This window comes from Parabacteroides sp. ZJ-118 (assembly GCF_011038785.1).
Taxonomy (GTDB): domain Bacteria; phylum Bacteroidota; class Bacteroidia; order Bacteroidales; family Tannerellaceae; genus Parabacteroides.
The window spans coordinates 1-24587 of record NZ_JAAKDT010000032.1 but is presented as its reverse complement, the minus strand read 5'-3'; the positions used below and the strand labels follow the sequence as shown (position 1 = coordinate 24587).

At 45.1% G+C, this 24587-nt stretch carries 26 protein-coding genes, 1 rRNA gene and 1 other RNA gene; 11 read left to right on the top strand and 17 right to left on the bottom strand.

What is annotated here, in order from left to right:
- Positions 1-7 precede the first annotated feature (7 nt).
- Together G7Y39_RS09660 and G7Y39_RS09655 are read right to left on the bottom strand one after the other, a co-directional pair.
- Complete coding sequence (locus G7Y39_RS09660) at positions 8-484, bottom strand: TRAP transporter small permease (RefSeq protein ID WP_165157276.1); 477 nt, start codon at positions 482-484, stop codon at positions 8-10.
- The gene (locus G7Y39_RS09655) at positions 468-1463 is read right to left on the bottom strand and encodes a TRAP transporter substrate-binding protein (protein WP_165157275.1); all 996 of its coding nucleotides are present in this window, start codon (positions 1461-1463) and stop codon (positions 468-470) included. Before G7Y39_RS09655 ends, G7Y39_RS09660 begins: the two co-directional genes overlap by 17 nt.
- A 215-nt stretch (positions 1464-1678) precedes the next feature.
- On the opposite strand from G7Y39_RS09655, the gene G7Y39_RS09650 reads away from it, so the two are divergent.
- Entirely contained in the window at positions 1679-2500 is an 822-nt protein-coding gene (locus G7Y39_RS09650) for a M23 family metallopeptidase (protein WP_165157274.1), read from the top strand.
- A 40-nt stretch (positions 2501-2540) separates the two neighbouring features.
- On the opposite strand, the gene ssrA is transcribed toward G7Y39_RS09650, so the two are convergent.
- The 4 genes from ssrA to G7Y39_RS09630 form a co-directional block, all read right to left on the bottom strand.
- Positions 2541-2940: a transfer-messenger RNA gene (gene ssrA, locus G7Y39_RS09645) on the bottom strand.
- A gap of 135 nt (positions 2941-3075) precedes the next feature.
- Positions 3076-3957 (bottom strand): alpha/beta hydrolase, encoded by an 882-nt coding sequence (locus G7Y39_RS09640; RefSeq protein WP_165157273.1) that lies wholly within the window; start codon positions 3955-3957, stop codon positions 3076-3078.
- 529 nt (positions 3958-4486) lie between these two features.
- Positions 4487-4678: a hypothetical protein gene (locus G7Y39_RS13695; RefSeq protein ID WP_165157272.1), complete on the bottom strand. Its 192-nt coding sequence runs from the start codon at positions 4676-4678 to the stop codon at positions 4487-4489.
- A gap of 1 nt (position 4679) precedes the next feature.
- Positions 4680-4973 carry a hypothetical protein gene (locus tag G7Y39_RS09630; RefSeq protein WP_165157271.1) on the bottom strand — a complete coding sequence of 98 codons (294 nt, stop codon included), beginning with the start codon at positions 4971-4973 and terminating at the stop codon, positions 4680-4682.
- A gap of 264 nt (positions 4974-5237) precedes the next feature.
- Here G7Y39_RS09630 and G7Y39_RS09625 point away from each other — a divergent pair, with 264 nt between their 5' ends.
- The 3 genes from G7Y39_RS09625 to G7Y39_RS09615 all read left to right on the top strand — a co-directional run bounded on the left by G7Y39_RS09625 (position 5238) and on the right by G7Y39_RS09615 (position 7016).
- Positions 5238-5495, top strand: coding sequence for a GlsB/YeaQ/YmgE family stress response membrane protein (locus tag G7Y39_RS09625; RefSeq protein ID WP_165157270.1), 258 nt, complete (start codon positions 5238-5240; stop codon positions 5493-5495).
- A gap of 32 nt (positions 5496-5527) precedes the next feature.
- Positions 5528-5824, top strand: a complete 297-nt coding sequence (locus tag G7Y39_RS09620; protein ID WP_165157269.1) for a YtxH domain-containing protein — start codon at positions 5528-5530, stop codon at positions 5822-5824.
- A gap of 247 nt (positions 5825-6071) precedes the next feature.
- Positions 6072-7016: a manganese catalase family protein gene (locus tag G7Y39_RS09615; protein ID WP_165157268.1), complete on the top strand. Its 945-nt coding sequence runs from the start codon at positions 6072-6074 to the stop codon at positions 7014-7016.
- Between the two features lie 368 nt (positions 7017-7384).
- Here G7Y39_RS09615 and G7Y39_RS09610 read toward each other — a convergent pair whose 3' ends face one another.
- Both G7Y39_RS09610 and folB read right to left on the bottom strand, forming a co-directional pair.
- Entirely contained in the window at positions 7385-8029 is a 645-nt protein-coding gene (locus G7Y39_RS09610; protein WP_165157267.1) for a MarC family protein, read from the bottom strand.
- A gap of 160 nt (positions 8030-8189) precedes the next feature.
- Complete coding sequence (gene folB / locus G7Y39_RS09605) at positions 8190-8558, bottom strand: dihydroneopterin aldolase (RefSeq protein WP_165157266.1); 369 nt, start codon at positions 8556-8558, stop codon at positions 8190-8192.
- Between the two features lie 91 nt (positions 8559-8649).
- On the opposite strand from folB, the gene G7Y39_RS09600 reads away from it, so the two are divergent.
- On the top strand, positions 8650-9021 hold the full coding sequence (locus tag G7Y39_RS09600) for a polymer-forming cytoskeletal protein (protein WP_165157290.1): 372 nt from the start codon (positions 8650-8652) through the stop codon (positions 9019-9021).
- Positions 9022-9097: 76 nt separating this feature from the next.
- On the opposite strand, the gene G7Y39_RS09595 is transcribed toward G7Y39_RS09600, so the two are convergent.
- The 8 genes from G7Y39_RS09595 to rpsF form a co-directional block, all read right to left on the bottom strand.
- Entirely contained in the window at positions 9098-11785 is a 2688-nt protein-coding gene (locus tag G7Y39_RS09595; protein ID WP_165157265.1) for a 4-alpha-glucanotransferase, read from the bottom strand.
- Between the two features lie 23 nt (positions 11786-11808).
- Positions 11809-14349 (bottom strand): adenosylcobalamin-dependent ribonucleoside-diphosphate reductase, encoded by a 2541-nt coding sequence (locus tag G7Y39_RS09590; protein ID WP_165157264.1) that lies wholly within the window; start codon positions 14347-14349, stop codon positions 11809-11811.
- A 266-nt stretch (positions 14350-14615) separates the two neighbouring features.
- On the bottom strand, positions 14616-16013 hold the full coding sequence (dnaA, locus tag G7Y39_RS09585; RefSeq protein WP_165157263.1) for a chromosomal replication initiator protein DnaA: 1398 nt from the start codon (positions 16011-16013) through the stop codon (positions 14616-14618).
- 368 nt (positions 16014-16381) lie between these two features.
- Positions 16382-17266, bottom strand: coding sequence for an MlaD family protein (locus G7Y39_RS09580; RefSeq protein WP_165157262.1), 885 nt, complete (start codon positions 17264-17266; stop codon positions 16382-16384).
- Between the two features lie 38 nt (positions 17267-17304).
- A complete protein-coding gene (locus G7Y39_RS09575; protein WP_165157261.1) occupies positions 17305-18468 on the bottom strand; it encodes an N-acetylmuramoyl-L-alanine amidase in 1164 nt (387 codons plus the stop codon).
- 135 nt (positions 18469-18603) lie between these two features.
- Entirely contained in the window at positions 18604-19050 is a 447-nt protein-coding gene (gene rplI / locus G7Y39_RS09570) for a 50S ribosomal protein L9 (protein WP_165157260.1), read from the bottom strand.
- A 21-nt stretch (positions 19051-19071) separates the two neighbouring features.
- The gene (rpsR, locus tag G7Y39_RS09565; RefSeq protein ID WP_165157259.1) at positions 19072-19341 is read right to left on the bottom strand and encodes a 30S ribosomal protein S18; all 270 of its coding nucleotides are present in this window, start codon (positions 19339-19341) and stop codon (positions 19072-19074) included.
- Positions 19342-19343: 2 nt separating this feature from the next.
- Entirely contained in the window at positions 19344-19700 is a 357-nt protein-coding gene (gene rpsF, locus G7Y39_RS09560) for a 30S ribosomal protein S6 (RefSeq protein WP_005865478.1), read from the bottom strand.
- A 275-nt stretch (positions 19701-19975) separates the two neighbouring features.
- On the opposite strand from rpsF, the gene cbiB reads away from it, so the two are divergent.
- The 6 genes from cbiB to cobC are packed head-to-tail and all read left to right on the top strand — an operon-like array spanning position 19976 to position 24381.
- Complete coding sequence (gene cbiB, locus G7Y39_RS09555) at positions 19976-20935, top strand: adenosylcobinamide-phosphate synthase CbiB (RefSeq protein ID WP_165157258.1); 960 nt, start codon at positions 19976-19978, stop codon at positions 20933-20935.
- Between the two features lie 10 nt (positions 20936-20945).
- Entirely contained in the window at positions 20946-21515 is a 570-nt protein-coding gene (locus G7Y39_RS09550; protein WP_165157257.1) for a S4 domain-containing protein, read from the top strand.
- Positions 21508-22023 carry a bifunctional adenosylcobinamide kinase/adenosylcobinamide-phosphate guanylyltransferase gene (locus G7Y39_RS09545; protein WP_165157256.1) on the top strand — a complete coding sequence of 172 codons (516 nt, stop codon included), beginning with the start codon at positions 21508-21510 and terminating at the stop codon, positions 22021-22023. Before G7Y39_RS09550 ends, G7Y39_RS09545 begins: the two co-directional genes overlap by 8 nt.
- Positions 22024-22053: 30 nt before the next feature.
- A complete protein-coding gene (cobT, locus tag G7Y39_RS09540) occupies positions 22054-23094 on the top strand; it encodes a nicotinate-nucleotide--dimethylbenzimidazole phosphoribosyltransferase (protein WP_165157255.1) in 1041 nt (346 codons plus the stop codon).
- 1 nt (position 23095) lies between these two features.
- The gene (locus tag G7Y39_RS09535) at positions 23096-23845 is read left to right on the top strand and encodes an adenosylcobinamide-GDP ribazoletransferase (RefSeq protein ID WP_165157254.1); all 750 of its coding nucleotides are present in this window, start codon (positions 23096-23098) and stop codon (positions 23843-23845) included.
- Between the two features lie 2 nt (positions 23846-23847).
- Positions 23848-24381 carry an alpha-ribazole phosphatase gene (gene cobC / locus G7Y39_RS09530; RefSeq protein WP_165157253.1) on the top strand — a complete coding sequence of 178 codons (534 nt, stop codon included), beginning with the start codon at positions 23848-23850 and terminating at the stop codon, positions 24379-24381.
- Between the two features lie 105 nt (positions 24382-24486).
- On the opposite strand, the gene rrf is transcribed toward cobC, so the two are convergent.
- Positions 24487-24587, bottom strand: a 5S ribosomal RNA gene (rrf, locus tag G7Y39_RS09525); the annotation flags it as partial.

Here is a 24587-nt window from a genome sequence, read left to right as displayed (position 1 = left end):
CCGTCTTTTAAGAATTAGAATCAGGGGAACGAAACAAAGCGATCGCGTCATCTATCGCGTAATAAGCGGTAAGCAGCCCCCCTAGCGGCAATGCCAAATACACATATCCCAAATGAATCTCCAAGGAAGCCGAGGTAACTCCCAGATGAAAACGCGTGTATACCAGCCAAGTCCCTCCTACGATCCATACAAATACGGCGAATAAAAATACGATCGAGGAGATGAACAACCGCAAGAGCCTCCCGCGGGAAGGAGACATATGTTGAAGCAACAAATCAATCGCGAGATGCTCCTTTTTACCGGATACGTAAGCGCCCCCCAGCAATCCCAGCCAGATCAATAAATAGCCGGCCAATTCATCCGTCACGGAGCTCGGGGAAACCAGGATATACCGGCTCAATACCTGCCACAACACATCCATAACCAAGAAAGCCATCAAGCCCATCAACGACAGCTCCAATCCTTTATCAATTATCTTTCTCATGGGTATTCTGTATTTGATCTATCAAATCCTGAAAAACCGGATCCTTCCGAAACCGCTCGATCATCGGGGCGGCGGCATCCATAAACGGCTGCTTGTCCGGATAAATAATCTCCACGCCACGCGCTTCCATCTCCTCCAGCGATCGCTTCTCCTGCTCCGTCCAAAGCTCCCGCTGATAAATAGCGGCGGCATCAGCGGCCTGCCGCAGCCAATTGCGCTCTTGCTCCGTCAGCTTCCGCCAAGTAGCCAAGCTGACGATGATCACGTCCGGGCACATCGTATGCTCATTGACCGAATAGTACTTTACGACCTCATGGTGGAATGCGGTTGTCACGGAAGGCGTATTATTCTCGGCTCCATCCACGACATTACTTTGCAAGGCCGTATACAACTCACCCCAATCCACAGGTGTAGCCGAGCCCCCGAATGTCTTCATCATCTCCACGGCTATCGGGCTCTTTTGCACACGGATCTTCAGCCCTTTCAGATCCTCGGGAGTACGAATCGGCTTGTTTACCGTATAAAAGCTACGCGCCCCCGAGTCAAAATAAGCGAGTCCCCTAAACCAATAAGGTTCCGTTGACTCCAAGATCTGTTGACCCACCGAGCCATCCAGCACCTCAAAAAACTGATTACGGGAACGGAACAGGTACGGTATGCCAAATACCTTAAACGGATCGGCAAATCCTTCCAACGCGGCGGAGGAAACTTTCGTGATATCGAGACTCCCGATTTGAAGCAACTCTATACATTGATTTTCGGATCCCAATTGAGCGGATGAATAAATGTCCATACTCATCTTTCCTCCGGACAACGCGCTCAGACGCTCGTTCATATAGAGCAATCCCAAATGGACGGAATGGCTGGGGGGCAATCCGTGCGCCAGCTTCAGCACCCTTACGTCCTTCACTCCCTCTTTACAGGAGAAGGAGAAAGATACACACACCAGGAATAGCAGGGCGGTCTTCAGAACTTTCATATTAGAAACGTTAACAATTCATTGTTTATCGACAAATATAGAGGAAATAATCGAATCGTGCGCGCACACGGAAGGAAAATGTTATGATTCTCCGTTTTACCTTTACGATGGCAGGCGAATTCAACGGTCAGAAAAACACAAAGAAGCATAAACCTACCGGAAATATAGGCTATTGAAAGAGGCTTTTTTATACTTTCGCGGTAAAACAATTTCCAATGGCACCTAAAACACACGACGGGATACTCATTCTTATGCTGATTGTATTTGTGTCTTGCCATACGCAAAGGCCTGCCCCGCGTCCGGCTCCTCCCGAGACTGTAGATTTCCCCGCGGCGCGTATTCCGCTTCCTGTCATGGATTTCAATTTCATGTTGCCGGAAGCTCCGGAGCCAGCGGTTTGTCACTCTCCCAGAAAAGATATCACGGAAGCCTTTACGCCCCATGATAAAAGCCAGATAGCGATCAAAGACCCCAAGCTATTCGACGAGAATAACACGGAAATCATCGATCTATCCTTGATCTCTACCGGGGAATACGCATTTCCCCTTCCTAATGGAAACGTAATCTCGCCTTACAGGGGAAAAAGAAGACATCATTCCGGGGTAGATATCAAGACTTGTGCCAACGATACGATCGTGTCTGCTTTCGAGGGCATCGTCAGAATGGCGAGACCATACGCCGCCTATGGCAACGTTATCGTTGTCCGCCATTATAATGGACTGGAAACGATCTATAGCCATAATGCCAAGAACCTGGTTAAACCCGGCGACCATGTTCTCGCCGGACAACCGATCGCCTTAACCGGACGTACCGGCAGGGCTACTACCGAGCATTTACATTTTGAGACTCGTATAAACGGCGTTCATTTCAATCCGGATATCGTCTTCAACATGGCTAACAGGAAACTACGCTCAAAATGCCTGGTTTGTATCCGGAAAGGGAATAACGTAATCGTCAAATCGGTCGATCTATTACCCCATCAAAAGGCAGGCCCATACGTACCACCACCTTCTTATAAAGGGGTTCGCGATGAATGAGAAAAGGCCTTACAGACAATCCGCAAGACCCTTTTTCATTCCGTGGAGATGGAGAGATTCGAACTCTCGTCCAAACGAGGAACTAATTTGCTTTCTACATGTTTATCTTCGCCTTCATTGTCGGGGAAGAGCAAGACCGAAGCCACCCACTCATCCCTTATCCTCTAAAGTTTCGCCTGAGACCCGAGGCTTATCTCAAACTATCTCCGATATTGCTGCACCACCTGATCGGAACGCTTCGGAGCCACAGCATCCGGGTGATGTCACGTCCCCGCAACTTTTGCAGGGATTAAGCTTCCATCTACTATACTTCGACTAAGCAGCGAGAGCGTAATTGTTTTCGCCAGTTAATTGTTCGTTGTCTGAGATTTAAGTGCAAGCCAACCACGCACTACATGCTTACAAACCACTTCTACCCGCTGTCAAAACCGGTCATCCCCATGATTTTGTAATTTCTTCCGGCAAAGATACGCGTAATTTCGAATTTAGCAAATACCCCTGAACAATTCCCTCCGATTCTAATTACAAATCAAGAACCTACTCCGTAAATTCCCAGAAAAGAGATATCTGAGGCTCTATTCGATTAGACCGATCTCGCGGAACCAATCTTCAGCCCGATCCGGCCATTCATTTACAGACGCTCCCGTATCTCGCAACCCATATCCATGACCACCTTGGCTATACAAATGCATCCACGCCGGAACACCTGCTTCCTTTAAAGCATAATAATAGAAAATACTACTGTTGACATACGAATTATCATCTTCCGCTTGAATCAACATTGTTGGAGGTGTGGCAGATGAAACTTTTAACTCCGGCGCCAATTGAAAGTTCTCTCCATCCAAATAAGCAGGATAAACCAACAAACAATAATCCGGACGACAACTTGCTTTATCCGTAGCATCGATAGCCGGATAAGTACGTTTCAAAAAATTATTGCTAGCCATGGCGGCTAAATGAGCACCGGCCGAGAATCCCATCACACCAATCCGCTTTGGATCTATATTCAGGCTCTCAGCGTTCGCTCGAACATAACCAAGCGCACGCTGTACATCTTGCAAGGGAGCCTCGTGCTTTTCCAGTCCTTCTCGTCTTGGAACCCGGTATTTAAGTAAGACCGCTGTTATTCCGAGATCATTAAGCCATTCGCAAACTTCATCACCTTCCAAATCATACGCTAGGATATTGTAACCACCACCAGGACAGACAACCATAGCGGCACCTGAGGCCACTTCATCCGGAGCATGATATATAGTAATCGTTGGCTCACTTACATTCGTAATACGCAAAACACTCTCGCCACCCGTTTTTCCACCGTCCGTATCAGCTTTCTCTATTAATTTAATAGTTTCTCCCGGCGCACCTTTTGGAAATAATAAAATCGGATTCTCTTGCGCCATAGACGTACTGACCCAACAAGCCCCAATCAATAAAGGGAGTATCCACTTCTTAACCATACAACACATTATTCAGTTATAGGGAGCGAATATATACATCTTATTTTATTTATCCAATCAGAATCGAATAAATAATCTTTCATCCAAGGAGCCTCTTTCTTCCCGGTCCTTACAACCGATAAACCGCATTATCGATAAGGTATCCAAATCGCCCTCTTCCTTTCTTTCTGATTCTTTTTATAAGCAAATCGTGACAGCGACGTCCCTGAGATCGGCCAAACGGGAAGCCAAAAGGAGCCGTGAATAGGCATCGTAACTCCGTTAGAACCCAGTCGTAACCCAATGAAATCGCCCCAAGAAGTCAATGGATATGCATTGGGATGAATGATTTTCGCTAGAACGAAAGAGGTTTTTTCAGTATACGGCTAAATATGAACTAATTAAATATATTTTAACGTAGATTTGAAGAGACCTTATCCCTTGGCCCGGAAGAATCGATTCTCCGGGACTTCCGTTTACAAAATGTCAAAATGTCAAATTCCGGATTCAAACACGACAAAGAGCTGATTGAAGGGTCGCGGACTTGAGGTTATTGATTCAACCATACCGGGAATCTGGTTCTACCATAGAAATCATAAAAGAGTAATCCGATCCAACTGGTAATGACTACCAAAATAGCGGCAATAAGCCTTCTTCGCATTGGAGCACGAAGGTTCCAAATTTTAAGAGCAGCTTTCAAAGCCAGGACCAACCCGATGAACCATACCGCGACTATCTCCATATCAACGTTGCATTTTCTCAACACAATCCTCCAGCTTATACAGCTCAAATTCATATCCACGCATATAGCCACAGGTGCCATCACATGTTTTAATATGACGAGGAATTGTATGCGATACTATCATACATTTATCTCCAAACAAATGGCAGCATCTGAGCCTGTATGCCTCCATTGCCAACGATTTCTCGTGTATACATCCCTCCTCATAAGCTTCCCTACATATCCCGTAAAGGCGTTCATTATCCGCTTGGGCAGGATCCTCCAGTTTATATTTCAAAGCCTCTTTCCATTTCATTGTTCGCAAAGATATTTGTTTACAAGATCCGTTTTTAAAGAGAACAATATTGAGAAGAAAATAGTTCCGGCAATAAACAAGATGCGTTCTTATATCACAAGGACAAACGCCGTCATATATTCACATCAAAATAATTGTTAATGTATCTTTAAGCAACGAACTATTCTCATACAAACGCTGTTGTTAACATACAATTCAGTTTTGATATCAAGACTTATATTTGCGTTATAGCTTTTGAATATTAACACATAAAAACTTATTAACATGTATTTCATTTGGTATATTATCATTGGAATTTTAGCTGGTTTTATCGCCAGCAAGATTATGAGAGGAGGAGGTTACGGTATCTTTATCAATTTATTGATCGGCATTGTCGGCGGGGTATTAGGAGGTTTGGTATTCAGCCTATTAGGCATTGCCACCGCAGGAATTCTGGGTAGCTTGATCACATCCGTTGTCGGAGCTATTCTATTATTGTGGATTGTCTCTTTATTTAGAGCTCCACATAAAACAGAAATATAATCAATTATTCATCTTCTAAACTTCTTGAATTTATGAAAACTAATTGTTCTAAATTTTGGTTAGGCCTGGGATTAGGATCGATCATAGGCGTAGTAGCTTATCGTTTTTCTCGCTCTTCTAAGGGAATGGCATTGAAAGAAAAGACGAATCAAGTCTTTCATCAAATCGGAGACAAAGCGGGGGACATGATAGATTCAGCCAAAAATAAAATGGCGAATATCGGCACAAAAGTAGCGGATAAGGTTGCCGACGAAGCTTCCAATATCACGGAAAAGGCTGATGATATCAAAAACAAAGTACACAACTACGCAGGTAACATGAAAAAATGATCGATTAATCATCCGAACAAAAAGAGGACGTAAGTTATTATACACTATCGCCCTCTTTTTATTTATCACGAAATTAAAAAGCCAACTCAATCCATAAAATCTCATTAATACACGTTTATATTTCCCCGCTTATTCGTTAAACAATCCTATACACAAAAGAATATACCAACTAAAACAGACCTATCATTGTTTTCTTACCAGATGCGCATCTTCAAATATTTATATGTATAATTTAAACTTTTGAGTTATGTTTTATCATGTAAAAGATTTGCAGTACAATGCCCATGTATCTGCTCCAGACCCACGTTTCGCACGTGTACTCCTCGAGGCTTTCGGAGGCGCTAACGGGGAGTTAAAATCAGCCTTGCAATATTTTGTCCAGGCTTTTAGTTGCCATAATCCTTATCCCGACAAATATGATATGTTGATGGATATCGCGACAGAAGAACTGGGACATCTTGAAATTGTTGGAGCCACTATCCAAATGCTCCTCGGACCGGTGAATGGGGAAATGAAAGACGTCGTGGAAAATATGGAGATCAATACCCTGATGAACGGTAATGCGGCCAAAGAGGATTTCATCCATCAGGCCTTCACCAATCCGCAATTCCTGGTTACAGCTCCCGGAAGTCCTATGCTGACAGACAGCAACGGTAATCCATGGTGCGCGACATACGTGTCTGCGAACGCGGACCTTACAGTAGATCTACGTTCCAACATGGCGGGAGAATGCCGGGCTAAAATCGGGTATGAGAATCTTATTCCGTTAACGGATGACCCTTACGTGAAGGAGACTCTCGTTTTCCTCATGACGCGCGAGGTTACTCATTTCCAACAATTCGAGGCGGCATTAGAGACAATCCAGCCTAACTTCCCTCCCGGATCGTTTCAAACCTCCCCCAAATACAGCAACCTGTATTTCGATCTGTCTAAAGAGAATGAGGCACGCGGACCTTGGAACGAGGGAGAAAGCACACGGTTAAAAGAGGAATGGCAGTATATAACGGATCCGTTAGAAGAAGTGCGAAGCACAAATGGCCTTGTCGACCGTAAGCCGAAAGGTACACATCGCACCGAGAAAGAGGTGAAGGAAATGGATACGAAACTGGCCAAGGAACGTAGCGAGGAGGTTCTTTCGTCTGTTCCTAAGGGCGTCATGTGCTGGTGTGATTGTCAAGACAAAGAAAAGTAGTAGGCGCTAGAGACTGCTACCTTATATATTTACTCTTTTAAAAATTAAAGCATCATGAACAAGAAAGATGAAAAAAAACAAGCGGAAGCGACGGGTTCAAAGAAAGAAACCCCAGTCAAAGAATCCAAGTGCTCAACTTCTGATAAGAAACCGGCTAAGAAATAACCGAATGTCGCACTTGTAAGTAATTAATCCTTTCCCGGCGAAAAATAATTCTCCGCCGGGAAATTTCTTTTCAGCTCCTCTCCAAATGGCAGGGCCGACCAATCTGCTCCGACATATTGTTAAGTATAACTAACAATGTGTGACGCTCCTTCAGCCATTCCGTTTGCGCACAACAATGGCTACTCGGAGTCGATTTACAAAGATTAGCCCATCGCCTCACGCAAGATATCGATCAAGATGGGCTTCAATCCGCTTACGAAACATTCCACGGCGATCACCATCAGTATCAATCCCATCAAACGCATCATCACGTTATTTCCCGTCTCTCCCAGTATATGTACCAACCGGGTAGAAGCTTGCAGGATCAAGAACGTGATAAAATAGACCAATGCGATTATCCCGATCAACGTACCCTTTAAGGTGAGTGTCGAAGCGTCATCCATAAGCATGATAGCGTTGGCGATCGCTCCCGGGCCGCACAACATCGGGATCGCCAAAGGAGTAATGGATATATCGTCCGCGTAGGTTTTCACCTCTTCCTCTTTCAACTTCGCGTTGGAGTAGCGTGCCTGAAGCATATCAAACCCGATCTTGAAGATAATAAAGCCGCCAGCTATGCGAAAGCCGTTCGAGGAGATACCAAAGAACTTAAACAGGAACTGACCGGAGAAGGTAAAAACCATCAAGGTGATGAACGACACGATCGTGGCCCTTCGGACAATCGCTTTTCGCTCGTGATCGTTCATGCCATTGGTCATGGTCAGGAAAACCGGCATCGTACCGAGTGGATTGGTCAACGTAAAAAACGAAGTGAAACATAACAGGGCGAAAGGTAACAAGTCTTCCATATATCAATAATTTTTTAGAGAACCAAGCGAAGGCAAGGTCTTGTATTTCCAAATGGCACGTTCCTTATGTACACAAAATGACGTAATGTTATCGTATTTGTGCCTTTAGCATATCGTATATCGCGCCACTTTCTACAGGCGCGAAGGTAAATAAAAGTTTCTAAACAGAAAGAAAGCTTTCTTTAAGAATTATCGAGGCACTATGAATATCTCCGCCAAACGGAGGATTTAATTTAGACAAGACAAGTTCCACCTCCGTGATCTGTGGAAATCTCGCCTTCAAAGCCTTCAGGATACGCCCCGCCACGTGCTCGAGAAGTTTCGAGGGGATAGCCATTTCCGCTTTCACGGTTTCATATACTGTGGCGTAATTGATCGTATCGTTCAAATCGTCGCTCCATACCGCATCTTCCAACGGAGCTGTCAATATCAAATCCACGAAAAAAGTATTCCCTACCCGGTTCTCTTGGGGTGCCACGCCATGATAGGCATAGAACGTCATCTTCCGTAATTCAATCTTTGTTGTCATAATCTTTTTTATCTGTAAATGTATGGAAAGTTAAACCATCCTGCAAAAAAATAGTCTTATATTTGTCAACCACAAGTAACAACACATTATGATGGGAAAAAAACAAAGAGATGAAAACTCCGCGGGTGGCTTGCATAATGCCTTGGCGGCAGGGACAACCATAAAGGGTAATATTATAACGGAAACAGACTTTCGCTTGGATGGAAAAGTAGAAGGAGACATCAGTTGCAATGGCAAGATCGTTATCGGACCTAAAGGTAGCGTGAGAGGTAATATCATATCCGAGAATGCCGAGATTCTCGGCGAGGTAGATGGCTCCGTAAAAGTAAGCGCGAAGCTTACTCTAAAATCGACGGCAATCATCAAGGGAGATATATGTACCCAATCCCTAGAGATCGAACCAAACGCACGGTTCGACGGAGCCTGCTCGATGTGTTCCGATATAAAGGAAGCGGACAAATAAGCTCAAATTAAATCCGTATCTTTTCACTTACTGTCTCAAAAAGGGCCGCGCTTTTCGATACGGCCCTTCATTTTTCTTATTTCCTTCCAGCCTCTTTTATCAACGAGGCGATCTTATTATTTAGGTTATCGGCCCGCAAAAGCTGTTCCAACGTAATATGCATCCGGTAGCGCCAATAATGCTTTGAATTCGCGGGAACGTTAATACGCTCGGATTCTATATCCTTTCGCTTGATAGAATCGTCCATGGCAAACCAATCCTGCAATGGTATGATCGTCAACATGGAACGAGTCTTCAAATGATTCGATATAATCTGGGTTACGATTTCAGCCGTGCATTCATCGGGGGCTTCACCGATCCGTTGCAACACATGGTTGTAATAACGCTGTGTCTTCTCCGGATCTTCTTTCCACCAATTACGAAGAGGTGTCATATCATGTGTAGAGGTCGTACAAACAGAATGATAAGGCAAATTAAACATATCGGAAAATTCCCGTTGGGGGCTCTTCGGCATACGCTCAATCTCAAGGCTTAGTATTTGCAACTTATTCATGACCTCGGGAACAGAGGCGGGAATCATACCTAAATCTTCTCCACAAACCAACATCTCGGTAGATGCGACCAATGGTGCCAAACGTTTAAACGCTTGCGCCTTCCAGAACTCATTATGGCGATGATAGAAGAAATGCCAGTATAACTGATCGAACGCACAACGGTCGGAGCCACTCAATTCCCGATAGATATAGGATTGATACGCCGAGATCCGGGGGTGGAACCTATCGGTCTCTCTTGGATCACGAAGGAATAACACCTCATTCGCAATCGTAAACAGGCCGTTCTTGATCCGCAGGGAAACAGGATCCACCTGATTCGCGAACAATGCCTCAATCTTCCTTTGTGTATCACAGAACGATTTTAATACATAATGCCGGGAGGAGGATTGCGCCAAATAAGCTCTTATAACCTCTTCTGTATTTTCCTCAAACAATTCCGACAAGAATTGTCGATTGATATGTGGAGTCGTAAAACGAGACTCGTTAAATTTCAATCCAAACTGCTCAATCTCTGCTTTCGAGAGCGGCAACGCCGGGTTGAAATGGCCGCAAAGCCCTTGCACATATTCACAAGGAATCTCCCAGATCCGGAAAAATCCCAAGATGTGATCTATACGGAAGCAATCGAAATAATCACCTAACCTAGCAAAGCGTTTCTTCCACCAAGAGAAATTATCTTTCTCCATCGCGTCCCAATTATAAGTAGGGAACAGCCAGTTCTGACCATCCTTGGAGAAATCATCGGGGGGAGCACCCGCTTGACCATTCATATTAAAATATTTTGGTTCCGTCCAAGCCTCAACACTAGTACGACTCACGCCAATTGGCAAGTCACCTTTCAATACAACGCCATTCTTACGGGCATAATCCGATACTGACTTGAATTGATTGTACAATACATATTGCAAGAAATAAGTGAACGAGATCTCCGGCCACGCGTCGCTCGCTTCCCGGCATAGAGCCCGGACACGTGTCTTATTGTAAATAGAATTACCTTGCCATTGAGAGAAATCTGATGTCCCATAGCTTTCCCGCAAGAAGCAATAAGTAGCGTAAGGCATCAACCATGACTCATTTTGCGCCAAAAACCCTTTAAACTCCGGCGTATCTAACAGAGCCTTGCCCTCTTGCGCAAAATATTCTTGGCAATAGCCCAATTTATATTTCAGTACTTCCTCGTAATCAACCGTATCTTTCGCGTTTAATTCTTCTTGCTTCCCGGCATAAAAAGCGACTCTCTCCGGATCTCGCAAAACTCCCAAAGCGGATAAATCCACATACATCGGATGAAGGGCATAAATAGAAATAGCGCTATACGGATAGGAATCCCCCCAAGTATGGGTCATCGTCGTATCATTCATAGGTAATACTTGAATGATACGTTGGCGCGTCTTTTTAGCCCAATCCACCAACATGCGTAAATCTCCCAAATCGCCTACTCCAAAGCTCTTCTCCGAGCGTAAGGAAAAGACGGGGATAACTGAGCCGGCACAACGCCATAACGGTAAGCTATCCCGGAAGTAAAGACCAGATATCACGACGGTCTCACCCTGTTCCTGGGGGGAAAGACTTAGCATACGATTCTCACCACTCTCCCAATACAATGGCTGGCGGGAATCCTCATCCCAAACCAAAAATTTATATTCCAAAGGGTATCGTATCTCCGCGGCATCTAAATCAATATGCCATTCCGGGAAAGTATCGCAGCTCAGCGGCAAAGCCTTGTCCGGATGCCAGCTACCCAAGCATTCCTGATTTCCGGTAATGGCTACACACTGGTTCCTTTCCACCCGGGGAGCGGATAGCTTTATCATCAATTTTCTACCACTCCTAACGACCCTCTCATGTGTATCGCGGGGATGAGCGAATAAACTTTTGGTGAAAGCAGAAGAATAAAAGGCTTGATTATCCGGACGAATCTGCCAGTAATCATACAGGATGTAAGAATCTGATTGGCCATCCAATACAATCCGGTGATTCTTTTCCCACTCCTCAAAGATCTGCTTATCATTAACACTTAAAAAATATCTGTATTCTATATCTTTTATATCGGATGGAAGATCCAGTCCGAGTTTCCAGTTTCCATCCCCTGAGTAATTCATCTCTTTAGCCAGGGCAGGTTCCCAAGAACCTAATTCCGGTATGGAGCCCACTATACATAACTTCTGCCCCCAAACCGTATGGAAGTTTATATTGAAAGTGACTTTCATGTATTATTGATTTAGGCTATTATTTAACCGCATTTAGAAGCTCCGCAATTCGTACAGATCAAGCAACCTTCTTGATAAATCAAAGACTCTAATCCACAGTTCGGGCATTTCTGCCCTTTCGCTTCCATACCGTTCGGTAAATATTTCTTCAAGGCCCGTTCCACGCCATTCTTCCAAGTATTGATAGACTCGCTATTCAACTCCATTCCCTGTACGAGTTTTATAACCTGATCGATAGGCATTCCGTAACGGAGCACACCGGAGATCAATTTAGCGTAGTTCCAATATTCCGGATTAAACTTACCATCCAAGCCTTCGATTGTCATCTTATAACCGCGTTTGTTCTTGAACTGGAAGTCGTAATGCTTATTACCATCCTCATCATAACTCTTGATGATCGTTCCTTTAGATACGTTTTTGGGTAACATGATACCCTCGTCATCATCGGCCAAACCAGTAAAGATCTCATACGGACGGCCATTCAACAAGCCGACGAAAGCGATCCATTTCTCACGGTTATTCTGGAATTTCACCACATCCGCATCCAATTCACGAGGACGGGTAGATACGATAATCGGTGGTTGCATGCAGTTGCAATCCTCTTTTTTCTTCTTTTTATCTGTCGCGATCAAGACACCGGAACGAGAGCCATCTCGATAAACAGTACAGCCTTTACATCCGCATCTCCATGCCTCAACATACAAAGAGTCTACCAACTCCTCACTTACATTGTTCGGCAAATTGATCGTTACGCTGATCGAATGATCCACCCATTTCTGGATGCGTCCTTGCATACGGACTTTTTGTAACCAATCGACATCATTGGAAGTCGCTTTATAATAAGGAGACTTAGCAACTAGTTCCTCCACTTCTTCTTGTGTATATCTCTTACTGGCCGAATAGCCATTCGCTTGCATCCACGTTACAAACTTATGATGGAATACGATATACTCCTCGAAAGCATCGCCTGTCTCATCCACGAAGTCCACACGAGCCTCGGAATCGTTCGGATTTACTTTACGGCGGCGCTTATATACCGGCAAAAATACCGGCTCTATACCGGAAGTGGTCTGTGTCATCAGGCTAGTCGTTCCTGTCGGAGCGATTGTTAAGCAAGCGATATTACGACGGCCGTATTTCAACATATCCTCATATAGAGCAGGATCGGCCTCACGCAAACGATTGATAAACGGGTTCTTTTCCTCACGCTTCGCATCGAATATCTCAAAAGCTCCACGTTCTTTCGCCAACATTACGGATGAACGATAAGCAGCCAAAGCTAATGTCTTTTGTATAAGTTCCGCGCGATCGGTTGCTTCTTCTGTTCCATAACGCAAGCCTAAAGCGGCAATCATATCGCCTTCCGCCGTGATACCTACCCCTGTTCGACGTCCTAGCAAAGTCTTTCGTTGGATCTTTTCCCACAAATGACGCTCTGCCTGTCTCACCTCCATGGATTCCGGATCCGAGTCGATCTTAGCCAAGATCATCTCGATCTTCTCCGATTCCAAATCAATGATATCATCCATAATCCGCTGGGCTAAACCCACATGCTTCTTAAACAAATCATAATCGAAATGAGCGTCCGGAGTGAATGGATTTACCACATATGAATATAAATTGATCGCTAACAAACGGCAGCTATCATACGGACAAAGAGGTATCTCGCCACAAGGATTCGTAGAAACCGTACGGAATCCCAGATCCGCATAGCAGTCTGGTACAGACTCTCGTAAGATCGTGTCCCAGAATAACACACCCGGCTCAGCGGATTTCCAAGCATTATGAATAATTTTTTTCCATAAGCCCGAAGCATCGATATCTTTCGCATAAACGGGAGAATCCGAATCAATTGGATATTGTTGCCTATAGGTACCACCATTAACCGCGGCATTCATGAAATTATCATCGATTTTCACAGATACATTTGCACCTGTAACCTTACCTTCCGTCATCTTAGCGTCGATAAACGCCTCCGAGTCCGGATGTTTAATGGAGACGCTCAACATCAAGGCTCCACGACGACCATCTTGGGCTACCTCACGGGTGGAATTCGAGTAACGTTCCATAAACGGGACCAATCCGGTAGAAGTCAACGCGGAATTCTTAACCGGAGAACCTTTTGGGCGGATATGGGAAAGATCATGGCCTACACCACCACGACGCTTCATCAATTGTACCTGTTCCTCGTCAATACGGATAATCGCGCCATATGAATCCGCTTGTCCGTCCAATCCGATAACAAAACAATTCGAGAGTGAGGCAATTTGATAATCATTGCCAATTCCCGTCATCGGACTTCCTTGCGGAACAATGTAACGGAAATGATCAAACAGGTCGAAAAGTTCTTGTTCCGACAACGGGTTCGGATACTTTTTTTCCACACGGGCAATCTCACTCGCCAAGCGATGATGCATATCATTCGGAGATTCCTCATAGATATTTCCAAACGCATCCTTCAAGGCATATTTATTTACCCATACTTTAGCGGCGAGCTCGTCACCGGTAAAGTAATCCAATGAAGCCTTAAACGCTTCGTCAAAAGTATAAGTTTTACGATCCACAATTATTATATTTATTTTATGACTGCAAGTTTACGCATACTTTACCAGTTATCCAAATTACCTCTCGCCAAAAAGAGCACTTATTGAAAAGTTTTCCAAAACCGAACTTACAACCTCACATTTTCAATTACTTAAATCAAATCAGATACCAGACAGTTTCCCAAAAGGAAAACTTAACGCCCGCACAAATTTTCCAAAATCGAACAATAAAGAAGGACGCCTCTTCAGAGAGACGTCCTTATCCTAACTATACAGGGATTCTTAATTTAGTTCTTGAGCAAGACCTCGATTTCCTCTACGGAAGAGCGGAAAGACTTACTGGTCTCTATCTGATCTTTAATCGTCTTACAAGCATGCAAGACTGTCGCATGGTCTTTCCTTCCTACGATCTTTCCTATATGAGAAAAAGAGGAGTCCGTATATTTCTTCGCCAAATACATCGTGATCTGACGGGCTTGTACGATTTCGCGTTTGCGGGAATTCGTCTGGATAACCGACTGCTCCAGGTTGAAATACTTGCAAACGATCTCCTGAATCATCTGCACGGAGATCTGTTTCCTCTCTAACCGGATGGCTTGGCTAACCACACGTTTCGTCAACGGCAGATCGATCTCACGATTGTTGATAACGGCATTAGCCATCAAAGAGACGAGAATGCCTTCCAAATCACGAACATTCTCCGTCACATTATTAGCGATAAAGTTAAACACCTCATCCGGAATCACGATTCCATCATGGTTGATCTTATTCTTCAGAATCTTCTTGCGTAGATCCAGATCCGGACGGCTCAATTCAGCCGTCAATCCCCATTTTAAACGGGTGATCAAGCGCTCTTCCATCCCTTGCAAATCCACAGGCGGCTTATCAGAAGTCAAGATAAGTTGCTTACCCAACTGATGCAGGTGGTTGAAAATATGGAAGAATGTATTCTGGGTCTTATCCATACCGATCAACTCCTGTATATCATCCAACAGCAGCACGTCGATATTCTGATAGAAATTCAAGAAATCATTAGTCGTATTCTTACGGATAGCGTCTGTGAACTGTACCCGGAACAAATGCGAAGATACATACAACACTTTCTTTTCCGGATGCAACTCTCGTATCCGGGTTCCGATCGCATGGCACAAGTGAGTTTTACCTACTCCTGACGGGCCAAAAATGAACAACGGGTTAAACGTAGTCTTTCCCGGATTCTGGGCAACAGCCTCACCCGCCGTACGAACCAGCTTGTTACTCGTACCCTCGAAATAATTATCAAAATTATACTTCGGGTTCAACTGAGGATCCAAATCCTGTGGAGCTGTCGTCATAAAAGGATTCGGAGCCTTGTTAGCGTCCTTGGGAGTGATTTTCTTTACAGCAGTGGAAGCATTCTCCGCCGGATAATCAACCGTACCGCCGGTTGTCTTATCCACCATGATACGGTAGTTGAGAATGGTTCCTTGACCGATTACACGATACAATGTAACTTTTAAGACATTGACGTACTTCTCCTCCAGATACTCATAGAAGAACTGACTAGGCACCTGTATGGTAAACTTCTTGTCTTCGTATGATAACGGAACGATAGGTACGAACCATGTGTCAAAAGCCGCCTTAGGCACAATATCCTTTATGACCGCAAGGCACTTATTCCACAATGTTTGATGATCAGTCTGCATGTTTTTCTTTCTCTCCCACTAATACTTTTCACATTCGGACCACAAAGTTTAGAAATTAATTCCGAAAAAAAAAGTGCTATTTTGTTTGGTAAATATGAATTTTCAATATCCCTTTTAGATTCAGATAGTTACTAATACGCATCTGATTTACTGTCATTTAGATCACCCGACGCCAAAAAAACCCTTTATTTTAGAGACCTCCAAAAAATCGCGAACGTTGACGTCCGGTGATAGAATAAGGCCTTAGGAAGCATCTATCTTACTTTACCTAAAGGCCTTATATATATAACCGGCAGGAGTCTCCTAACTTTTTATCTAATTAGAACGATTCTAAATAACGTTTTTTGTACTATGATTTTCTAACATAATCAAAAAACAGAGAAATGAACGTATCTCTTCGGATTCTCCCTCAAATCCAGCAACAGCTTGGAGGCGTTGTCCATCGTGCTGTTCAGATTATCATACAATCCTTTATCGTTTAACAACAAGCCGATACTATTGTCCGTCGAGTTCAATTTATCCGTAGTCAACTTCAAGTTCGCCAAGGTCGCATTGATGGAATTGACCGTTGAAGCCAAATCCAACTCTCTCAAGTTAGCGCTCACCTCCGAGAAATTATCCGTCATCGTCTTCAAGTTATTCACGATACCCGGCACATCCTTACTCAACATCTGATTCAACTGACGGGTAGACACCTCCAGGTTGCCAGTCGTTTTTTCGATATGATTCAAGGACTGAGCCAAGGCCGGATGAGCGATCAAGGTCTGCAAGCTACCCAAGATCGTGTCGATCTTCGGCAAAAGATTCTCTACACCCGGCAATATCTTCTCCTGTACGGATTGCATCATATCCCCTTCCATCCGTCCCTCGAGCGTAGAACCCGGCTTCAAGAAGTCGTCTACGTAAGTATTCAAATGGATATGCAACTCAGCTCCGCTTAAGAAAGTATTGACAATCGCTATATAACTTCCCTTATTCAGTCTCATCTTATCTTCCAAGCTAACCTCAACGATGATCTTACCGGTCGTATCATAATCATAAATGATATCACGAACCAATCCCACCTTAAAACCATCCACAAATACAGGACTGGAAATCGTCACTCCCTTTACGTTGCTGAATGATACGTAGTAATGGTTCACCGGTTGAAACAGGTTAATACCCTTCAGATAATTAATGCCTAAATACAATAGCGCCAGACTTACGATCGTCACAAGTCCGATCTTCGCCTCTTTAGTGAATACACTTTTCATTTCCTTTATTTATAATGTATGATTTATTCCTACTATCATTAATATTTCACCTTCTTCCCATCCTTAAAAGCGATGATGAAAGCATCTTTAAAATCCCTCGCAACCATTCGGCGCATCTTCCGGATCGAATTAAAATCCGTAGTCCCGCCATACGTGTATTTATAGATACCTTTCTCCACATAGAAATCCACGTTCTTGTACCCTTTAAATAACCGGGAGTTCGCGGGAAGCTTCTTATCGGAAGTCAAGATTTGTATTTTATATATAACCTTTCCCTTCGTGTTCCTGTTCACGGAAGTGGTGGAAGAAACTAAAGTTTTCTGTCTTGCGGTTTGTTGCTTTCTATTTAAGATATCAGCCTCGCTCCCCGGAGGCGGGGTTTCCTCATTCGTCACGGGAGCAGCGATAGTTCCGGAAATAGAACCTTTACGGCGATCGTAATTCTTCTTATATTTACAAAAAGCGTCGTACAACGCCTCCGCTAATTTATTTTGTCCAGCGGCGGTTCTCATAAACTGCTCTTCTTGACGATTCGAGATATACCCCAACTCGACCAGGACACTGGGCATGCTCGTTTTACGAAGCACCAAAAAGCCAGCCTGTCTTACGCCACGGTCTACTCGTTTACAAGCCCCGAACGATTTCTGTATCTCGGAAGCCAGACTTATACTTTGCTCCATGTGCTTATTCTGCATAAACTCGAAAATGATATATGACTCCGAGGAATTCGGGTCAAATCCCTCATACCGTTGTTGATAATTATCCTCCAACAAAATCGCCGAGTTCTCGCTCATAGCCACCTCTAAGTTCTCTTCGCTACGAGCCAAACCCAGCGTATACGTCTCCGTACCTTGCACGGTACTTCCACGCTTTACGGCATTCGTATGGACAGATATGAAAAGATCCGCTTTGTTGCGGTTCGCTATATTCGCACGTTCGTCCAACTCGATAAAACGATCCGTCTTACGGGTATAAATCACACGTACATCCTCCGCGTTGTTCTCAATCAATCGCCCCAGTTTCAAAGCGACAGCGAGATTTATCTCCTTTTCATTAATATTTGCCCCTCTAGCTCCCGGGTCCTTACCGCCATGCCCGGCATCGATCACGACCGTAAAACTCTTCTCTCTCGCCTGAAGTCCGGGTAAGAAAAAAGACAACGCGAATAGCAAGTTAATATATAGAAAAGACGGTTTGCTCACTTTCTGAAATTATTGCGAATCCGGAGACAAATGTAGCGTTTTTTACTGATTGACAGATGTCCTTTTTTTATAATTAAAACAAAAAAAGAGGGCAGTTTCGAAACCACCCTCCCTTATGATCTATTACAGTCTCTATTATTCAGAAACGACCTCGAAAGGAATCTCAACAGAAACCTCCTTGTGAAGTTTCAAAACAGCCTTATAGCTACCTACTTCCTTAACAGACTCCTTGATATAGATAATCTTACGGTCGATATTCTCGAAACCGGCCTTGGCCAAAGCCTCAGCAACTTGGATATTTGTCACAGAACCAAAGATCGTGCCTGTAGAGCTAGTCTTAGCGCCGATCGTCAAAGCCACACCCTCTAACTTAGTGGCCAAAGCCTGAGCGTCTTCCTTGATCTTAGCCAACTTATGGGCGCGTTGCTTCAAGTTCTCAGCCAATACTTTCTTAGCAGACTCTGAAGCGATCACTGCCTTACCCGTGGGGATTAGAAAGTTACGTCCGTAACCGTCTTTTACTGTTACGATATCGTCTTTGTAGCCTAAATTCACTACATCTTCTTTCAAAATAACTTGCATATTCTGTCTCCTCTTAATTTATTATTTCATCAAATCGGTTACGTAAGGAAGCAAAGCAAGGTGACGAGCACGCTTTACAGCCTGAGCCACACGACGTTGGAACTTCAAGGAAGTACCAGTAATACGACGCGGAAGGATCTTACCTTGCTCGTTCAAGAATTTCTTCAAGAATTCAGGATCCTTATAATCGATATACTTGATACCGCTCTTTTTGAAACGGCAATATTTTTTTCTCTTAACGTCTACTGAAGGCGGTGTTAAATATCTGATTTCTGATTGAGTTGCTGCCATAATTAATTATTCTCCTTTACTGTTTCTTTAGATGATTTCAGATTTCTTCTCTTAGCTGCATATTCTGCGGCATACTTGTCCTGACGGAAAGTCAAGAAGCGGATCACACGCTCGTCACGACGGAAGTTCAATTCCAATGTAGCGATAACACTCGGATCTGCCTTGAATTCAACCAACTGGTAGAAGCCTGTTGTCTTCTTGTCGATAGGATAAGCTAACTTACGCAAGCCCCAGTTCTCTTCATTCACGATCTCAGCTCCTTGAGCTTTCAGGAGGTTCGTGAATTTCTCTACCGCTTCCTTCATCTGAGCGTCAGACAAAACGGGAGTCAAAATGAAAACGGTTTCATAATTGTTCATAAAACGCTGTTTAATATTGATTAATAATTTTTTTTGCGGTGCAAAGGTAGTGATTATTTCGTGACCGGCAAGCAAACACGTATCATTAATAAGGAAAAACTTCCACTTAACCTGTTTTAACATTGATATAGATGGTGGAAGATTGTTCGCGGCTGAAGAATATGAGAGTCTACGGTCGAAAATCCTTCAAATGTAGGTTTCTTTCGCCTAATGTGTGATGAAGAATCGCTTACCGCTTCCTTATGTTCTTTTTTTTGTCTAAGTTTGCCCCCTCAATGACATTCGATATGTATTGGTTACATCATTCCATCAATTTACTCAAGATCGTGCCTTTTTTGGGCGGTTGGTTATCCGACCGGTTGCTGGGAGATCCGGAAGGTTGGCCCCACCCTATCGTATGGTTTGGCAAGGCGATCAGCACCGGAGAGAAAGCCTTGAATAAAGGCTCCGAGCGGATCCTAAAAGGCGGTATACTGGCAGTCGCACTCATCCTTGGCGTGTATTTAATCTGCGAGTGGACATTGTCGTGGGCTTGGATCATACATCCGCAGTTCAATGGGTTACTGACGGCTGTCGGAGTATTTTATTGCTTGTCTGGAAAGACACTTATTAAGGAAGTGAAGGCGGTGTTCGAGGCTGTGGACCGTAGTACGGAAGAAGGACGGCGGCAAGTGGCGCGGATCGTTGGTAGGGATACCTCGAACCTGTCACCACAAGAGATACGGGCAGCGGCGTTGGAAACCTTGTCCGAGAACTTAAGCGACGGCGTGATCGCCCCGATGTTCTGGTTTGCCCCGCTAGGGTTGCCGGGGATGATGGCTTACAAGATGGTGAACACGCTAGATTCAATGATCGGTTATAAGAATGAGCGCTACCTTGAGTTCGGACGGATAGCGGCGCAAATCGATGATATCGCCAATTACATTCCGGCCCGCCTCACGGCCTATCTGATGTTGTTGGTCTCCAATAATTGGGGGAAAAGGGATTTCGTACGGCGTTTCGGACCAAAACACGCAAGCCCCAATTCCGGTTATCCGGAAGCGGCCTTGGCGGCCATCTTGGACTGCCAGTTCGGGGGAACGCATGATTATTTCGGCAAACCGGTGGAGAAGCCTTATATCGGAACGAACGCAAGGCCGTTCACGACCGAGGATATGCGTATCGCCATCCAAGTGAATGGCAATACGGAATTGTTGACGGGTATGATCGTCACCCTTATTTTACTACTAACATAATATCAATTGTATGGAAATTAGATTAAACAAACTGATAAGTGAAGCCGGTGTTTGCTCACGCCGGGAAGCGGACAATTTCATCGAGATGAAACGGGTAACCGTAAACGGCAAGCTACCGCACGTAGGCCAGAAGGTCACGGCGGAGGATGTCGTATTGGTAGATGGCGAACGCTTGAACGTAGAGAAATACATCCGCCTACAGGAGGAGGCGAAAAAGGAGAAGCGACAAGAGAAGGAACTACTCGGCACGCTCTGGAAAGAGAAACCTGAGAACAAGGGAGCCCGGGAAGGCGCTAAAACGGAGAAGTTCGGAAAATTCAATAAATACGCCGCCGCCCGTAAGGCGCAGAAAGAGGGAGGCTGGAAGTCCAAAACCGCCAAACTTACCGACGAGGAGAAATTATTACGGGATGTCTTGCGCCCTAAGTTCGGAAAGGCGCTGAGAAAGTCGGCGGTGGCACAACGAGTCGCCGCCAATCCGAAATCGGCCGCCCTTCGGAAAACAAGCAAGAACAACCCGATCAACAAGGCGAGACGTGCCGCCCACCGGAAAAACAGGAATCACGAAGGTAATGAGTAAGAAAGTGATCTTAGTGACCGGAGGACAGCGGTCAGGCAAAAGCGGATACGCCCAAAGACTCGCCTTATCACTGTCGCCTAACCCGGTTTACCTAGCGACCTCCCGCATCTGGGACGAGGAATTCCGGAAGCGGGTGGAACGCCATCAGCGGGACCGTGGACCCGAGTGGACCAATATAGAGGAGGAGAAATACCTGAGTCGTCACGATCTTACCGGTCGTGTCGTGGTAATCGATTGTATAACCCTTTGGGGAACGAACTTCTTCTTCGATAATCAAAGCGACGTGGAATTATCCCTCTCCCTCCTGAAAGCGGAGTTCGATAAACTTTCCCGGCAAGATGCCTGCTTGATCTTCGTGACAAATGAGTTGGGTATGGGAGGTGTGCCGATAGACGAGGTGCAACGGAAATTTACCGATATGCAAGGCTGGCTCAACCAATATATCGCCTCGAAGGCAGACGAGGTTGTCTTGATGGTCAGCGGAATCCCCGTCAAGATCAAGAAATAAGAACAACGACTTCTATAAAATACTACGATCATGATACAATTTCACATCAAGGCCCCAGACAAAGGGTTGGAGATAGCTTTACAAGACAAGATCGATAATCTGACAAAGCCGAAAGGCTCATTGGGAACGCTCGAGGCGCTCGCCCTGCAAGTGGGATTGATCCAGCAGACCTTATCGCCTGTCTTACGTCATCCCGTGAATGTAATCTATGCCTCGGATCACGGCATCGCCGACGAGGGTGTAAGCAAATCTCCCAAAGAGGTAACCCGCCAAGTGATCCATAATTTCTTAAACGGAGGGGCGGGAGTTTGCTACCTTGCCCGCCAGCATGGTTTCGAGTTGAAGATTGTGGATGGCGGCGTGGATTTCGATTTCCCCGTTATCCCCCAACTGATCGATCGTAAGGTACGCAAAGGAGGAACTCGTAACTTCCTTCACGAGGCGGCCATGACCGAAGAGGAGATGGAAAAAGCGCTTCAATACGGAGCCGGTATCGTGACGGATTGTTACAACGAGGGCTGTAACGTGATCAGTTTCGGAGAGATGGGTATCGGGAATACGGCGGCTTCCAGCATGTGGATGACTTGCCTCACGCAAATCCCATTGATCGACTGTGTGGGTGCCGGTAGCGGACTGGATAGCGAGGGTGTAAGACATAAATACAATGTTCTGAAACGCTCGTTGGAGAATTATGATGGGAATGGAAGCGTCTTGGATGTAATGCGCTACTTCGGAGGGTATGAGATGGTTATGGCTGTAGGAGGTATGTTGCGTGCCGCCGAGCTGAAAATGATTATCCTCGTGGATGGCTTTATCATGACGAACTGCGTATTAGCGGCTTCCCGTTTATACCCGGAAATGCAGTCGTATTGCGTATTCGGGCATTGCGGCGACGAGGCCGGGCATAAGCGGGTACTGGATTTCTTGGGAGCGAAAGCATTGCTCGACCTCGGGCTACGACTGGGAGAAGGCTCCGGCTCAGTATGCGCTTACCCGATACTCGACTCCGCCGTTCGCATGATCAACGAGATGCATAGTTTCAAGCAAGCGGCAATCACCAAATATTTTTGATATGTTGCGGATACTCGCTGCGTTTATATTCTTTACACGGCTACCGTTCTGGCGGTTGGCGGAGGTTCCGGCGACATATTTCAAGAATATCGTGAGTCATTGGGCGTTGGTCGGCTGGTTGACAGCTGGTTTATCAGTATTGGTCTTGTACGCCTCCTCCTTGATCCTTCCTCCATCCGTAGCGATCTTATGCGCCATGATTACCCGATTGTTGATAACCGGCTGTCTGCATGAGGACGGGCTGGCGGATTTCTTCGATGGTTTTGGTGGTGGCACCAGCCGGGAACGCATACTGGCGATCATGAAAGACTCGCATATTGGTAGTTATGGAGTGATCGGGCTGATCTTCTACTTCGGGTTATTCTACCTACTAGTAAGCAGTCTTCCGATCGAGCTAGCGGGATGTGCCATACTAACAGGAGATCCTTTTTGCAAAGGTGTCTCCAGTATGATCATCAATCGCCTGCCCTACGCGAGGAAAGAGGAGGAAGCCAAGAACAAGACCGTATATAGCCGAATGACCGCTCAGGAATATGTATTTAGCATCATTTGTGCTTTGCTACCATTGTTATGGCTTCCTCAACCTGTTTATTCCATAGCAGGTGCATTCCCTGTTATCACTTGGTGTCTCCTCACCTCTTTCATGAAGAGAAAGATACAAGGATATACTGGAGACTGCTGTGGAGCGACTTTTCTTCTTTGTGAGTTAAGTTTCTATATGGGTTTCGTGATCATCTATCAAACAATATAATTATGGAAATTTATTTAATCAGACATACCTCTGTCGACGTTCCCGCCGGCTACGCCTATGGACAGACCGATGTTCCATTGAAACCGACTTTCGAGGAAGAGGCGGAAGAGGTAAAAAAAAGCTTGAGCGATCATACGTTCGATAAAGTTTGGACAAGCCCCCTTAGCCGCTGCGTACGCTTAGCTAATTATTGCGGCTTTCCGGAGGCAGAGAGAGAAGACCGTATCAAGGAGGTGAATTTTGGAGAGTGGGAAATGAAATCGTGGAATGAGTTATCTTCCGATCCTCGTTCCGAGGCGTGGTTCAAGGATTGGATAAACAACCCGACTCCGAATGGGGAATCACTCCAAGACCAATATAACCGGGTTAGCGACTTCCTTGACGAGCTTCGTAAAACCGGATTGCAGAAGGTATGCTTGTTCGCCCATGGTGGCGTATTAACATGCGCCCGGGTCTATGCGGGCGAATATCCTTTGCAAGACGCTTTTAAGAACGTACCGTCTTACGGATCTATCGTAAAATTAGTATTGAATTAACCTCCAACACACATTCCGAGAAAAATATTTTCCGGCTCATAAAAAAGAAAGGGAGCCAACCCTTTCGGATTGACTCCCCTCTCTTCCGGCTATCGCCTTCACTCAAGACGGCGGCTACCTACTCTCCCACTGTTACGCAGTACCATCGGCGTGACGAGGCTTAACTTCTCTGTTCGGAATGGGAAGAGGTGGATCCCTCGTGCCAT

What these genes read in the sequence shown, in the direction of transcription:
- G7Y39_RS09550 (WP_165157257.1), top strand. Translation starts at nt 20,946, where the DNA reads ATGGAAATTAGATTAAACAAACTGATAAGTGAAGCCGGTGTTTGCTCA.
- G7Y39_RS09615 (WP_165157268.1), top strand. Translation starts at nt 6,072, where the DNA reads ATGTTTTATCATGTAAAAGATTTGCAGTACAATGCCCATGTATCTGCT.
- G7Y39_RS09620 (WP_165157269.1), top strand. Translation starts at nt 5,528, where the DNA reads ATGAAAACTAATTGTTCTAAATTTTGGTTAGGCCTGGGATTAGGATCG.
- G7Y39_RS09655 (WP_165157275.1), bottom strand. Translation starts at nt 1,463, where the DNA reads ATGAAAGTTCTGAAGACCGCCCTGCTATTCCTGGTGTGTGTATCTTTC.
- G7Y39_RS13695 (WP_165157272.1), bottom strand. Translation starts at nt 4,678, where the DNA reads ATGGAGATAGTCGCGGTATGGTTCATCGGGTTGGTCCTGGCTTTGAAA.
- G7Y39_RS09580 (WP_165157262.1), bottom strand. Translation starts at nt 17,266, where the DNA reads ATGAAAAGTGTATTCACTAAAGAGGCGAAGATCGGACTTGTGACGATC.
- folB (WP_165157266.1), bottom strand. Translation starts at nt 8,558, where the DNA reads ATGACAACAAAGATTGAATTACGGAAGATGACGTTCTATGCCTATCAT.
- cbiB (WP_165157258.1), top strand. Translation starts at nt 19,976, where the DNA reads ATGACATTCGATATGTATTGGTTACATCATTCCATCAATTTACTCAAG.
- rpsR (WP_165157259.1), bottom strand. Translation starts at nt 19,341, where the DNA reads ATGGCAGCAACTCAATCAGAAATCAGATATTTAACACCGCCTTCAGTA.
- G7Y39_RS09630 (WP_165157271.1), bottom strand. Translation starts at nt 4,973, where the DNA reads ATGAAATGGAAAGAGGCTTTGAAATATAAACTGGAGGATCCTGCCCAA.
- cobC (WP_165157253.1), top strand. Translation starts at nt 23,848, where the DNA reads ATGGAAATTTATTTAATCAGACATACCTCTGTCGACGTTCCCGCCGGC.
- G7Y39_RS09535 (WP_165157254.1), top strand. Translation starts at nt 23,096, where the DNA reads ATGTTGCGGATACTCGCTGCGTTTATATTCTTTACACGGCTACCGTTC.
- G7Y39_RS09625 (WP_165157270.1), top strand. Translation starts at nt 5,238, where the DNA reads ATGTATTTCATTTGGTATATTATCATTGGAATTTTAGCTGGTTTTATC.
- rplI (WP_165157260.1), bottom strand. Translation starts at nt 19,050, where the DNA reads ATGCAAGTTATTTTGAAAGAAGATGTAGTGAATTTAGGCTACAAAGAC.
- G7Y39_RS09600 (WP_165157290.1), top strand. Translation starts at nt 8,650, where the DNA reads ATGGGAAAAAAACAAAGAGATGAAAACTCCGCGGGTGGCTTGCATAAT.
- G7Y39_RS09595 (WP_165157265.1), bottom strand. Translation starts at nt 11,785, where the DNA reads ATGAAAGTCACTTTCAATATAAACTTCCATACGGTTTGGGGGCAGAAG.
- dnaA (WP_165157263.1), bottom strand. Translation starts at nt 16,013, where the DNA reads ATGCAGACTGATCATCAAACATTGTGGAATAAGTGCCTTGCGGTCATA.
- cobT (WP_165157255.1), top strand. Translation starts at nt 22,054, where the DNA reads ATGATACAATTTCACATCAAGGCCCCAGACAAAGGGTTGGAGATAGCT.
- G7Y39_RS09650 (WP_165157274.1), top strand. Translation starts at nt 1,679, where the DNA reads ATGGCACCTAAAACACACGACGGGATACTCATTCTTATGCTGATTGTA.
- G7Y39_RS09545 (WP_165157256.1), top strand. Translation starts at nt 21,508, where the DNA reads ATGAGTAAGAAAGTGATCTTAGTGACCGGAGGACAGCGGTCAGGCAAA.
- G7Y39_RS09640 (WP_165157273.1), bottom strand. Translation starts at nt 3,957, where the DNA reads ATGGTTAAGAAGTGGATACTCCCTTTATTGATTGGGGCTTGTTGGGTC.
- G7Y39_RS09610 (WP_165157267.1), bottom strand. Translation starts at nt 8,029, where the DNA reads ATGGAAGACTTGTTACCTTTCGCCCTGTTATGTTTCACTTCGTTTTTT.
- G7Y39_RS09660 (WP_165157276.1), bottom strand. Translation starts at nt 484, where the DNA reads ATGAGAAAGATAATTGATAAAGGATTGGAGCTGTCGTTGATGGGCTTG.
- rpsF (WP_005865478.1), bottom strand. Translation starts at nt 19,700, where the DNA reads ATGAACAATTATGAAACCGTTTTCATTTTGACTCCCGTTTTGTCTGAC.